We start from the raw sequence: 12,635 nt of genomic DNA, 5'->3' as shown, positions 1-12,635 counted from the left end.
GGCTGGCTGATTTAAGAGATTTTGGTTATTTACCGATAGCCCCTGCCTGTGCGTCCTGGATTTTTTTCGCAATCGCTTCAGGGTTACCGCCCATCAGCAGCTCTTGCAATCCGTTATTGATGACTTCGACAGCCGCAGAGCTCAGCTTGGAGTCATACACCGGCGTAATTTTCACATTCTTCATCAGTTCGTTCAGCTCTACAAACAATGGATGTGCTTTGGCTTTATCTACATCGATTTTGTAGCTGACCAGCGTGCTGCTGTCCAATGTAGCTTTTTGGCCTTCAGGTCCGGACAAAGCGTACAGCAGTTGCATCGCTGCGTCCTTTTGGGCGCCGGAAACCTTTTTGCTGATTCCCATACCTGTACCTACAACGCCCGCAGTCGTTTGCGGTTGTCCTTTGCCGCCGTCAACAGCCGGAAGGATCGTGATGTGCGTCGTATCGAGCACTTCTTTCGGAGCCGTTTTTACCAGGTTAGCCAGCGCCCAGCCGCCATCCATGAACATAGCCGCTTTGCCTTGCGTATACAGCTGGATCATTTGGTTTTCGTCGATGCTGTTGAAGCCGTCCTGGAATGCCTTGGAGTTGCCCAAGTCCTGCATTACCGTCAAAGCTTTGACGAATTCAGGATCGGTGAATTTCGCGCCGTTCTGAGTAACGGCTTTCAGGAACCAATCCGTTCCGGTTACGCGGTCGCCGATTGTACTGAAGATCGTCGATTGAGATACCCAGTTAGCTTTGTTGCCGAGAGCTACCGGAATCACGTTGTTCTTGTTGAACGTATCAATTGCCGTTTTCAGCTCGTCCCACGTTTTCGGTACTTTCACGCCGTATTTATCAAAAATCGCTTGGTTGTAATAAATAAAGGAGCTTGGCGCCAGGTTCATCGGTACAGAATAGGTTTTGCCGTCTACCGTAAAACCGTCGAGCGCGTTCGGGATGAAGTTATTTTTCCATTCCGGCTTGCTGTTCAAAAATTCGTCAACCGGTTGAAGCAGATTGCCGTTAACGAATTCCTTCGTCATGGCATCCGGCCACATCACGAACATATCCGGCATCTCATCAGCAGCAGCAACCGTGCGCAGACGTGTTTTCAAGCCGTCCGTCGGCAGCCCTTCCACTTCAAGCTGTACCTCGGGATGCGCCGCTTGGTAGTCGTCCAAAATTTTGCGCATTGCGATCGCTTTCGCATCCTGGCCTGTCCAGTTATGCCATACGGAAAGCTTTACTTTTTCTTTGGAACCGCCGCTTGCGGCCGCTCCTTTATCATCAGACTGTTGGCCCCCGCACCCTGCAAGCATGGTCGCAGCAGTCAGCATCGCTAAACTAGCTTTAGTAATTTTTTTCATGTTCTTACTCTCCCCTTTCGTTTCTATCCTCATTCTATAAGCTTCTCTAACTTTCAGTAAGGGGAATTTGATAAGGAGGAGGGTAGAAAAATATCGGATAAGGGGAGATAAGGACGAAAAAAATCCCTCTTAGAGGGGGAAATGCCTTTTGAATCCGTTGAGACTCCGGAGAATGGGGTATGCCTACGGTCGCTGTTGAACTCGTGAATCATGAATTTTGCCGCTCAGCGGTATATTCACGAGTTCAAAGGCGAACACTTCGTTCCTACGGCACACCCCATTCCCCTCCGTCAGCGGACTCAATAGGCAGGCGGGGATTTGTTTCGTCTTAAAGAGAAGGAGCTAAAGACCGAGCGAATCGATAACCTCTTCGCTCAGATTTTCGCCGGCGTAAGAGAGCAGAGGCGAGATTTCAATCTCGCGATCTTTCAGACGCTCACAGGGGACACCCGCGGCAAGAAGCCAGCTGCGATGGAGAGACAGAATCATTTGCCGTGCAGTCGCAGGGCTGTCGACGCCCTCCTTGTTTTTGACAGGGGCAAATTCTTCTTCCCGCTTCACCTTCAATGCGGTAATTTGCTCGGCCAAAGGGAAATAGTCGAATATAAACCGTTCGAATTTGAACGCATTCGGGGTGTCAGGGTTTATTCGTTTGCCTGAAGGGTCGATGAAAGGGATTTTTTTATGAGCCATAGCGTAGGGTAAATCTATTTTTGCAAATTTCTCTATGAAATCGAACCGGAACAGCTGCATGGATATGCTGCCAAGACCGTAAACAAGCTTGCCTTTCTCATCGCGTTCATTTTTCATTTGTTCCGGAATGACGGTATATTCGACAACGGCGGGTCGCCCGCTTTTCAAGCATAGCACTCCCACTTGCTCCTCAGGACTCGATTTGTCAAGAGCCTTGGCCGCAACCGGATGATTATGACATGCCGCCAACCCGACAAAGCATGGATCTGCCACCTTGACCAAGGCATTGTCCACATTATAATAAAACAACCAAGCCAACCCCCGCCGCTTCATATCCTTAAGCGCTCCCGAACGCTCTAGGGCAGCAAAACAATCGCCATTACCGCTGGGCGCGAGGCTGATCTCCCCCTTACCGCTCAGCAATATTTTACCGTTATCGTCCAGAACAGGCATGACGCCTTGTTGAAAAAAGAAACAATCCGCCGGATCCATCCCGAAATAGTTCGCATGTTCAAAAAAATGTCGGGTCTCCTCATCGTTCTCCGGACTTGTCATGATGTACCAGGGAATGGCAGCTCCCGCTCTCTTTGAAATGTTGAGAAGCCGTTCCGCCTGCAGTTGAAACAAAGATTTGCCTGACGGCAGTCCGATATCATACGTTCCTTTGGGCCCGTCATACCCTAGCCTGCTCCCCTGTCCTCCTGCAACCACAATAGCTCCTACTCGTCCGGCTTGAAGCAGCTCCCATCCCTTCTGCTCATATTGAACCTTCGCCTCATTGGTAAAGTCATCCCAGCTATATCCTGGTATCGGTGAAAAATCACTCCCCTCCAATTCAGCTTCTATCGCAGCACTCGTGCTGTTTCGGATGGAATCGATCTGTTTCAAGTCGATTTGAAAAATTTGATCTAACAGCTTTTCTTGCAAGTCCATGGGCAATTCGTCATAAAAACGGAGCAATTGCTCTTGACCATAGGCAGCCAGCAGCGCTTCCGCTTGCGTCCTTCTTGATTTCACGAAACCGCCTCCTCTTTATCGCAAATGACACTTTTGGAGTTATTTTAACATACTTTTCCTTGAACGCTTTCCATACGATAGAAATAAAGAAGCTGCCCGAGTATTCACTCAGACAGCTTCTATCTTGCACAATTACTTATTTATAAGCCAAGCGAGCTTGGTGAGCCTCTTCATAAGCTGCGATTTTGTCCGCATGCTGAAGCGTCAAGCCGATATCATCCAAGCCCTGCAGCAGGAATTGACGGCGGTGCTCATCCAATTCAAAAGTGATTTCCAGACCTTGATCGTCCGTAATCTTGTTGTTTTCCAAATCCACAGTCAGCTTGTAGCCTTCCTGCTTCGCTGTGCGCTGGAACAGCTCTTCAACCTGCTCCTCGCTCAATTTGATCGGCAGAATGCCGTTTTTGAAGCAGTTGTTGTAGAAAATGTCCGCATAAGACGGAGCGATGATTACACGGAAGCCGTAGTCTTGAATCGCCCATGGAGCGTGCTCGCGGGAAGAGCCGCAGCCGAAGTTCGCACGGGAGATCAGAACGGAAGCGCCTTGATAGCGCGGCTGGTTCAAGGAAAATTCTTTGATCACTTCGCCTTGTTTGTCAAAACGCCATTCAAAGAACAAAAATTGGCCAAAGCCGGAACGCTCGATCCGTTTCAAAAATTGTTTCGGGATGATTGCATCTGTATCTACGTTAACGCGGTTCGACAGACCTACCAGGCCGGTATGCTTTGTAAAAGCTTCCATAGTCGTTAATCTCCTCACTTAGAAAATGATATTAGGCTTCTTGCTTCACTCTGAATTCCCAGTTGCGGACATCATAGAAGTGTCCTTTAACCGCTGCCGCTACCGCCATAGCCGGAGATACCAGGTGCGTACGTCCGTCGCGGCCTTGACGTCCTTCAAAGTTACGGTTGGATGTGGATGCACAGCGTTCGCCCGGTTTCAATACGTCCGGATTCATCGCCAGACACATGGAGCAGCCTGCATCGCGCCATTCGAAGCCAGCTTCTGTGAAGATTTTGTCCAAGCCTTCTTTTTCCGCTTGAATTTTAACGCGTCCGGAGCCCGGAACAACGATTGCCGTTACATTAGGGGATACTTTGTGACCTTGTGCGACTGCCGCTGCAGCGCGAAGATCCTCGATACGCCCGTTCGTACAGGAACCGATAAATACATAATCTACAGCCAGATCGGTCATAGGCGTGCCTGGAGTAATGCCCATATATTCAATTGCTTTCTCAGCTGCTTTACGCTCGTTTTCCGTTGGGAAGCTTTGCGGGTCTGGAACCAGAGCCGTTACATCGGTACCCATACCAGGGCTCGTTCCCCAGGTTACTTGCGGAATCAGGCTGTCCGCGTCGAAATCAACGACACGGTCGTATACTGCGCCTTCATCGGTTGTCAGCTGTTTCCATTGAGCTACCGCTTCGTCGAAAGCAGCGCCTTGTGGCACGTACTCGCGGCCGCGCAAATATTCGAAAGTCACTTCGTCCGGAGCGATCAGGCCTGCTCTTGCACCCGCTTCGATGGACATGTTGCAAACGGTCATACGCTCTTCCATGGACAGATTGCGGATAGCTTCGCCAGTGTATTCAATAACGTAGCCTGTTGCAAAGTCCGTGCCGTATTTGGCGATAACGCCCAAGATCAAGTCTTTAGCCGTTACGCCAGGGTTCAGCTTGCCGGTGATGCGAACTTCCAATGTTTTGGCTTTGGATTGCTGCAAGCATTGGGTAGCCAATACGTGCTCAACCTCGGAAGTACCGATACCGAACGCCAGCGCGCCGAATGCACCGTGAGTGGAAGTATGGCTGTCGCCGCATACGATGGTTTTGCCCGGATGAGTCAAGCCCAGCTCAGGTCCCATAACGTGAACAACGCCTTGATCGATGCTGTCCAGGTCGAACAGGGTTACGCCGAAATCCTTACAGTTCTGCGACAAAGTGTCGATCTGCTGCTTGGAGATAGGGTCCGTAATGTTGAAACGGTCTTTCGTAGGTACGTTGTGGTCCATTGTCGCATAAGTCAGATCCGGACGGCGTACTTTGCGGCCCGACAGGCGAAGTCCTTCGAATGCTTGCGGGGACGTAACTTCGTGCACCAGCTGAAGGTCGATATAGATGATGCTAGGCTTGCCTTCTTCCTGATGAATTACGTGATTGTCCCAAATTTTCTCGAACATTGTTTTTGCCATCAGATTCACCTCATTAGTCATGAATGATAATCAATTCATCCTTTGTGCATAGTCTAGCATTTCTTTATTCATTGTTCCAAGATATAATATCTATAAGCTTGATAGGAAAACATAATAAGAACCTCTGACGCTAAGCTTAGACACTATGATTCTATCATACACTATTTTATATAGAAACGGAGCATTAAAAAATGGAACTGAGACAGCTGCAATACGCGCTGCAAATCGCAATAGACAAAAATTTCTCCCGCGCGGCGGAAAAGCTGCACATCGCCCAGCCGAGCCTCAGCCAGCAGCTATCCAAGCTGGAAAAAGAAATCGGCGTCCTGCTGTTTCAGCGGACGACCAATTCCGTCGAGGTGACCCATGCCGGGTCCTCTTCGTCGACAAAGCCCAGGCGATCCTCGACATGGTCGAGCAGCTGAAGCGGGAAATGGACGACATTTCCCAAATGCGCAAGGGCAAGCTCGTCGTCGGCAGCCTGCCGATCACCGGCGCGCATGTGCTGCCGTTCGTGCTGCCGGTATTCCAGGCCCGCTATCCCGAGATCGAAATTACGCTGATGGAAGAAACGACGGCTAACCTTGAGCATCTGACGGCAAACGGGCAGATCGATATCAGTCTGCTGTCGCTGCCGCTGCTGGACGATTCGCTGACCTACCAGCCGCTGATCGAAGAAGAGATTATGCTGGCCCTTCCGCGCCAGCATCGCCTGGCGGCCTCGCCGGACGGCTCGGTTCGGATCGAGGATCTGCAGGAGGAGCCTTTTATCGCGCTAAAAAAAGGCCAGGGCTTCCGCCAAATTACGATTGAGCTGTGCCGCCAGGCCGGCTTTTCGCCCAATATCGTTTTTGAAAGCAGCAACATTGAAACCGTGCGGTCGCTGGTCGCGGCGGGCATGGGCATCGCCTTCGTGCCTCACATGGTCTCCCGGGGCTGGAGCGAGCTTGCTCCGGCATACCTTTCCCTGAAGCAGCATCCAACCCGGACGCTTGTGATCGCCTACCGCAAGGGAAGGTACTTGTCCAAAGCGGTGGAAGCTTTTATGAGCACCTTCAGCGAGGTCATGCAGATGCAGTGGCAGGCGGAGCCCGCAAAACCGGACGCGCAGAACCATTCGTCAGCGGAGCGGTAACGGCGAATGCGCGGGAGCGCCTGCTAGCGGAGCACCGTAAAGGCGGATGCGTGGAGAGCACCTGCTAGCGGGAGCACCGTAAAGGCTGTCGCTCTGCTCTGCCAACGGCGCTCGGGTGCTGCCCCCGCTGCAGCATGTACATAAGCGGCCCGCACGCTTCCTCCCAACTCGAACCGGGTAAGCTGCGGCAATGAAAAAAAGCCTCCCCGATGACGAACCTCGGACCTGTTGCAGGCCCCGTTCGTTCACAGGAAGGCTCTTTAAGTGTAAGCTGCTGCATAAATTATGCAGACTAGCTGTACAGATTAGTTATACAGATTGGGCCTGCGGTCCTCAAAAATCGGAATCCGGCTGCGCACCTCCGCCACCAATCCCAAGTCAATTTCGGCACGGATAATTTGTTCCGTTTCGTTCCCTTCCGCCAGCACCTCGCCCCAAGGATCGATGATCATCGAATGGCCGAAAAATTCCGTCGTTCCGCTAATGCCCACACGGTTGCAAGAAATAACGAACATTTGATTCTCAATCGCTCTCGCTGTTAACAGCGTGCGCCAATGATGCAGCCGCGGATTCGGCCACTCGGCCGGAACGAACAAAACCTGGGCGCCGCCCAAGGCCAGCTTGCGGGCCAGCTCGGGAAACCGGATGTCGTAACAGATCATCATCCCGGCAGGAATGCCGTCCAGCTCGAATTGCCCTATTTTGCCGCCTTCCTTCAAATACTTCTCCTCGTCCATCAGCCTGAACAGATGAATCTTCGAATAGTCCGCAGCGGGACGGCCCTCGCGGTCAAACGCATAAATCGTATTGTAGATATCCTCCTGCCGCTTCTCGGCAATGGAGCCCCCGATCACGTGGACGCCATGCTTGCGGCTGAATGCCGACAGCAGCCCTTTTGTCCGTTCTCCGTCCCGGTCGGCCAGCTCGTGAATCTGCTCAAGCGCATAGCCCGTATTCCACATTTCCGGAATCACGATCACATCGGGCTTCACCGGACCGCTAACCGCTTCCTCCAGCATGGATTCCAGCTTGGCAAAATTCCGCTCAGGCTCTCCAATCGCAATATCCATTTGCAATAAGGCCACATTCCATTTTTGACTCGACATGCCGCTTCACCCTTTATCTTTTCTATATAAAATGAACTGTTCAGATGTATTCATCATAGTCGAACCCGGATATAACTTCAATGCTTCGCGGCGGTTTTGCAGGTAATCCATACGGTCCATCGGTCCTTCTCGACGACAGGATCTTCATCCGCGTACCCCGTCCGCTGCTGAATGGTTTTCGCAAGCACCTGAAGCTCGTCATCCGTCAGCTCGTGCAAAATAGAACGCCCCGTCCGGTTAAGCAGATCCGTGCGATAATCGGCAAAACAGGCGTGCCGCTCACGGATTTCCCAGAGCTGCAGCTCCTTCACTTCATGAAACCCTGCCTGCCGAAGCGCAGAGGTTACCGCAGCGGAGGAGTGCCTGCGGCCGGTTTCCTTCGCCGACAGCTTGGGAAAAGCCTCAAAGAAATAACCGCGCGGATGCTCCCGGCTTCCGGCAAGCAAACAGTCCTCAGGCGTCCGGTCCTGCATAATCAGCACGCCTGATGCATCGAGAATGCGGTAAGCCTCGCGGCAGGCCTCTTGAAGCTCATCCGGCGTTAAATGGTGGATCAATGCCCTTTCCAGCACAGCATCGACAGAGCAATCCTCAAGCGGAACGGATGAGGCGTCGCCCCGTAAAAACCGGCAGTTCGCCAGCTGGCCGCAGTTAGCTTCGGCCCCCTCCAGCATAGCTTCGGAAAAATCGATCCCTGTCACGGACACGGCTCCCAGCCGGGCCAACGCTTTCGTGTAGATTCCCCCGCCGCACCCGATATCCGCCGCTCTTCGGCCTGCCACTGCCGCGTGCTTCGAAATGAGTTCCAGCCACTCGGCATCCGCCTCCCTAGTTGTATAGGTAAAGCGATTCTTAGGATCATGAAAATGGATCGGCAATTTCTCCACTCCCTTCCCGGCTTTTTTCTTGTTTCATTCAATGAAACATTATATTGACAAGTGAAACATATTCTTTTACTATTTTACTATCTTTTACTAATGTTGAAAAGCACAAAAACCAGAGTAGTCCTATACATCTGCTCGTCTTTCGTGTTACATTAATGCTAGTCCGATGTGTCGGCCAAACTAATGAAAATAAGTATGGAGAGTGACTATAGATGAGTTCCCGTGTTTCCGCCTTTCCGATTCAGCCTGCAGAACGCATGAAAGTGCTGCCTACGCAGTTTTTCGCAACGCTCGTAGGCAAAGCCAACCTGCAGATCGCCGCAGGACATGATGTAATCAACCTGGGTCAGGGCAATCCCGATCAGCCGACGCCCCCACATATCGTCAAGACGCTGCAGGAAGCGGCCGAGAACCCGTTGTACCACCGTTATCCTCCGTTCAACGGCTTTCTGTTTCTGAAGCAGGCCGTCGCGCAGCGTTACAAGGAAGATTACAATGTCGATCTGGATCCGGAGACCGAAGTCGCCATCCTGTTCGGCGGCAAAACCGGCCTGGTCGAGATCGCCCAATGTCTGTTGAATCCCGGCGATGTCTGCCTGGTACCCGATCCGGGCTACCCCGATTACTGGTCGGGCGTAGCGCTGTCCGGCGCCCGGATGGCATTCATGCCGCTGCGCGAATCGAATGCGTTCCTGCCCGACTACAGCGCTCTGTCTGCAGACGATTTAAACAAAGCGAAGCTGATGTTCGTCAACTATCCGAACAATCCGACGGGTGCGGCGGCGCCGGCCTCCTTTTACGAAGAGACGATCCGTTTCGCGGAAAAGCACGGCATTGTCGTCGCCAGCGATTTCGCCTACGGCGCGCTTGGCTTTGACGGCCATAAGCCCGTCAGCTTTCTCCAGCTCCCGGGAGCGAAGGAAGTCGGCATCGAATTTTACACGCTGTCCAAAACCTATAACATGGCGGGATGGCGCGTCGGGTTTGCGCTGGGCAACAAAGAGGTTGTCCGGCTGATCAATCTGATTCAGGATCATTACTACTGCAGCCTGTTCGGAGGAATCCAGGCAGCGGCTGCCGCCGCGCTGACAGGGCCGCAGGACTGTGTGGCCGATCTTCTTGCGATGTACCAGAGCCGCAGGGATGTCTTGTACTCGGCACTCGATGCAATCGGCTGGAAGGCAAACCGCTCACAGGGCTCGTTCTTCACCTGGCTCCCCGTTCCAAAAGGGCATACCTCGGCGTCGCTCGCCGATCTGCTGCTGGAGGAAGCCAAAATTGTCGTCGCCCCCGGCATCGGCTTCGGCGAGAGCGGCGAAGGCTATGTGCGCCTCGGACTGTTGACGCCGGAGGCCCGCCTGCAGGAAGCGGTTGACCGGATCGCCAAATTGAATTTATTCAAGTAACCGCTGGTTGTCCGAACCTTTACAAACTGGCTGACCCCGTGCTATGCTTAAATGAAATGATACCAAACGTGATGAAGGGAATAGTAGGTAGCCTCTTCCGCGCTCAGAGAGTAAATTCCACCGGCTGAAAGAATTTACCGCGAACCGCCACCGAACCCGCCCCGGAACGGCCAACGAAGAGTTGGACGGCTTGTGTCTTGCCGTTACTAAGGCGTTGTTAAAGTTGGATGTTATTCGAACATCAATTAAGGTGGTACCGCGGAAGTTGAAGCTTCCGTCCTTAGAGGACGGGGGCTTTTTGTGTTTGTATCCCGCCCTGAAACATCCATGTAGAAAGAAGTGATTTCCTCATGCAACCGCAGCAAACCATCGTTGTCAAAATAGGCAGCAGCTCGCTAACCTCCGATGAGGGCGGGCTGAACCGGAGCCAGATCGCTTTCTTCGCTTCCGAGCTTGCGAGGCTTCAGCACCAAGGCTTTCAAGTGCTGCTCGTCACCTCGGGCGCGGTAGCGGCAGGCTTCCGCGAAATGGGCTACCTGAGCCGCCCGAAAAATTTGCATGAAAAGCAGGCCTCCGCTTCGGTCGGTCAGGCGCTGCTTATGCAAGCTTACCATGAAGCCTTTGCTGCCCATCATATCGGGGTCGGGCAAATTCTGCTCACCCGCTCGGACTTCTCGAACCGCAAGCGGATCCACAATGCGTCAATGACGATTGAGGAGCTTCTCCGTCACCGGATCATCCCGATTATTAACGAGAACGATACCGTGTCCGTCGACGAGCTGAAGTTCGGAGATAACGATAAGCTCTCCGCCCTCGTCGCGAATCTGATCCGCGCCCGCCAGCTGGTTATCCTGACGGATATGGACGGCTTGTACACGGAGGACCCGCGCAAAAATCCGAATGCCAGACGGATCGAACGCGTTCAGGAAATCGGCGAGGACATTTACCGCGTCGCAGGCGGCTCCGGCTCTTCTGTCGGCACCGGAGGCATGCGCTCCAAAATCGAAGCGGCCAGCATTGCGATGCGCGGCGGCGTACCGGTGTTCATCGGCCGCGTCGTCGAGGACGGCGACCTGCTGCTGGCCACCGAAGGCCGCGGCCGGGGGACGTACTTCGAGACGCATGAGCATAACCTGCCGATGAAGAAGCAGTGGCTCGGCTTTCATTCCCTGCCGCAGGGCCAAATCACCGTCGACGCCGGCGCCGAGGCCGCGCTTATTCGCGGAGGCAGGAGCCTGCTCCCGGCCGGCGTGAAGGAAATCGGCGGCGAATTTCATCCCGGCGACGTCGTCGAGGTCGTAAACCTCGAGCAGCAGCCTATCGGCCGCGGCATCGTCAACTACGCGAATTGGCAGCTGCAGGCCGTAGCCGGACTGAGCACCGAGGAAGTGCAGAAGCGCATCGAGGTGCACCGGATCGAAGTGATCCATCGAGATGAATGGATTACCTTAGCGGCACGACTGCCTTAGGCGCAAGCCGGTACGATAAGACAAGCGCCCTTTTATAAGGGCGGCAGCCGTATATGAACTACTAACTTGGCGAGGAGGATTTACCTATGACATCATCCACTCAGACAGCCGCAGCAAGCGAGGTCGTGCAAAAAGCGACGCTTGCCAAGCAGGCGGCTCCCCGCTTGAGCCTGCTGACAACCGAACAGAAAAATGACGCGCTCCTGAAGATGGCCGATGCGCTCGTAGCGGAAAGCGCGTCGATTATCGCAGCAAACGAAAAGGGACCTGCGCCGGGGCCGGGAGAACGGCACGAGCTCTTCCCTGCTCGACCGCATCGCATTGAACGAGCAGCGGATCGAAAGCATCGCGGAAGGCTTGCGCCAGGTCGTCGAGCTCCCCGATCCTATCGGGGATACGCTTGAGCAGTATACCCGTCCGAACGGGCTGCATATCCGTAAAATCCGCGTGCCGCTCGGCGTGATCGGCATCATCTATGAAGCCCGTCCGAACGTGACGGTCGATGCCGCGGGCCTGTGCCTGAAAACGGGCAATGCCGTTGTTTTACGCGGCGGCTCGGCAGCCTTGTATTCCAACAAACGTATTGTCGAGGTCATCCATGAAGCTTTGGCCCAAACCGACATGCCTGCGGATGCAGTGCAGCTGATTCTTGACCCGAACCGTTCCTCTGTGGACGAAATGCTGAAGCTGACCGGGCTGCTGGACGTCCTCATCCCGCGCGGCGGCCACTCCCTTATTCAAAATGTCGTTCAAAACGCCAAAGTGCCTGTCATTGAAACAGGAGCCGGCATTTGTCATACTTATGTGGACGAATCGGCACAATACACAATGGCATTGGATATTGCGACCAACGCCAAAGTTCAGCGTCCTTCCGTCTGCAACTCGATGGAAACGCTGCTTGTGCACGAAGCGTTCGCCCAAGAGCATCTGGCATCGATTGCCGCCCATTTTGAAGAGCTTAAAGTAGAGCTTCGCGGCTGCTCCCGCACCCTTGAGCTGGTGCCGTCGATCAAAGCTGCAAGCGATCAGGACTGGGATACCGAGTACAACGATTACATTCTAAATGTGCGTGTCGTCCAGGGACTGGATGAGGCTATCGATCATATCCGCCTCCACAGCACGATGCATTCGGAATGCATCGTGACGGAGAACGCCGGACATGCGGCCCGTTTCCTCCAGGAAGTCGATGCCGCCGCCGTCTACCATAACGCATCCACCCGCTTCACGGATGGCTTCGAGTTCGGCTTTGGCGCAGAAATCGGCATCAGCACCCAAAAGCTGCATGCCCGCGGCCGATGGGTCTGCCTGCTTTAACCTCCACCAAATTCCTTGTCAACGGAAGTGGCCAAATTCGCGGCTGACGGACACAAGGTTGGTGTATT

At 53.5% G+C, this 12,635-nt stretch carries 8 protein-coding genes, 2 pseudogenes and 1 other annotated feature; of the genes and pseudogenes, 4 read left to right on the top strand and 6 right to left on the bottom strand.

Annotated elements, in window-relative coordinates; translation table 11 throughout:
• Positions 1 to 25: 25 nt before the first annotated feature.
• The 4 genes from ACHHV8_RS09705 to leuC all read right to left on the bottom strand — a co-directional run bounded on the left by ACHHV8_RS09705 (position 26) and on the right by leuC (position 5,253).
• Complete coding sequence (locus ACHHV8_RS09705; protein ID WP_395158088.1) at positions 26 to 1,351, bottom strand: extracellular solute-binding protein; 1,326 nt, start codon at positions 1,349 to 1,351, stop codon at positions 26 to 28.
• 342 nt (positions 1,352 to 1,693) lie between these two features.
• On the bottom strand, positions 1,694 to 3,061 hold the full coding sequence (locus tag ACHHV8_RS09700; protein ID WP_395158087.1) for a UTP--glucose-1-phosphate uridylyltransferase: 1,368 nt from the start codon (positions 3,059 to 3,061) through the stop codon (positions 1,694 to 1,696).
• 136 nt (positions 3,062 to 3,197) lie between these two features.
• Entirely contained in the window at positions 3,198 to 3,803 is a 606-nt protein-coding gene (gene leuD, locus ACHHV8_RS09695; RefSeq protein WP_395158086.1) for a 3-isopropylmalate dehydratase small subunit, read from the bottom strand.
• 31 nt (positions 3,804 to 3,834) lie between these two features.
• Entirely contained in the window at positions 3,835 to 5,253 is a 1,419-nt protein-coding gene (gene leuC / locus ACHHV8_RS09690) for a 3-isopropylmalate dehydratase large subunit (RefSeq protein ID WP_395158085.1), read from the bottom strand.
• Positions 5,254 to 5,444: 191 nt separating this feature from the next.
• Between leuC and ACHHV8_RS09685 the strand changes: the two are divergent.
• Positions 5,445 to 6,388, top strand: a pseudogene (locus ACHHV8_RS09685) (LysR family transcriptional regulator).
• A gap of 305 nt (positions 6,389 to 6,693) precedes the next feature.
• On the opposite strand, the gene ACHHV8_RS09680 reads toward ACHHV8_RS09685, so the two are convergent.
• Positions 6,694 to 7,494, bottom strand: a complete 801-nt coding sequence (locus ACHHV8_RS09680) for a carbon-nitrogen family hydrolase (protein WP_395158084.1) — start codon at positions 7,492 to 7,494, stop codon at positions 6,694 to 6,696.
• Between the two features lie 77 nt (positions 7,495 to 7,571).
• Positions 7,572 to 8,372, bottom strand: a complete 801-nt coding sequence (locus ACHHV8_RS09675) for a methyltransferase domain-containing protein (RefSeq protein WP_395158083.1) — start codon at positions 8,370 to 8,372, stop codon at positions 7,572 to 7,574.
• A gap of 218 nt (positions 8,373 to 8,590) precedes the next feature.
• Here ACHHV8_RS09675 and ACHHV8_RS09670 point away from each other — a divergent pair, with 218 nt between their 5' ends.
• From ACHHV8_RS09670 to ACHHV8_RS09660, 3 genes and pseudogenes are all read left to right on the top strand, one after another.
• Positions 8,591 to 9,784, top strand: coding sequence for a pyridoxal phosphate-dependent aminotransferase (locus ACHHV8_RS09670; protein WP_395158082.1), 1,194 nt, complete (start codon positions 8,591 to 8,593; stop codon positions 9,782 to 9,784).
• Positions 9,785 to 9,846: 62 nt separating this feature from the next.
• Positions 9,847 to 10,069 (top strand) — a binding site (T-box leader).
• 65 nt (positions 10,070 to 10,134) lie between these two features.
• Positions 10,135 to 11,253: a glutamate 5-kinase gene (proB, locus tag ACHHV8_RS09665; protein WP_395158081.1), complete on the top strand. Its 1,119-nt coding sequence runs from the start codon at positions 10,135 to 10,137 to the stop codon at positions 11,251 to 11,253.
• A gap of 86 nt (positions 11,254 to 11,339) precedes the next feature.
• Positions 11,340 to 12,614 (top strand): annotated as a pseudogene (locus ACHHV8_RS09660) (glutamate-5-semialdehyde dehydrogenase).
• Positions 12,615 to 12,635: the final 21 nt, after the last annotated feature.

It is taken from the genome of Paenibacillus sp. TAB_01, from assembly GCF_043945595.1.
Lineage (GTDB): Bacteria > Bacillota > Bacilli > Paenibacillales > NBRC-103111 > Paenibacillus_S.
Note: the sequence above shows the minus strand (reverse complement) of the source record. Positions and strands in the feature narration are given on the sequence as shown.

What these genes read in the sequence shown, in the direction of transcription:
- ACHHV8_RS09705 (WP_395158088.1), bottom strand. Translation starts at nt 1,351, where the DNA reads ATGAAAAAAATTACTAAAGCTAGTTTAGCGATGCTGACTGCTGCGACC.
- leuD (WP_395158086.1), bottom strand. Translation starts at nt 3,803, where the DNA reads ATGGAAGCTTTTACAAAGCATACCGGCCTGGTAGGTCTGTCGAACCGC.
- leuC (WP_395158085.1), bottom strand. Translation starts at nt 5,253, where the DNA reads ATGGCAAAAACAATGTTCGAGAAAATTTGGGACAATCACGTAATTCAT.
- ACHHV8_RS09680 (WP_395158084.1), bottom strand. Translation starts at nt 7,494, where the DNA reads ATGTCGAGTCAAAAATGGAATGTGGCCTTATTGCAAATGGATATTGCG.
- ACHHV8_RS09670 (WP_395158082.1), top strand. Translation starts at nt 8,591, where the DNA reads ATGAGTTCCCGTGTTTCCGCCTTTCCGATTCAGCCTGCAGAACGCATG.
- proB (WP_395158081.1), top strand. Translation starts at nt 10,135, where the DNA reads ATGCAACCGCAGCAAACCATCGTTGTCAAAATAGGCAGCAGCTCGCTA.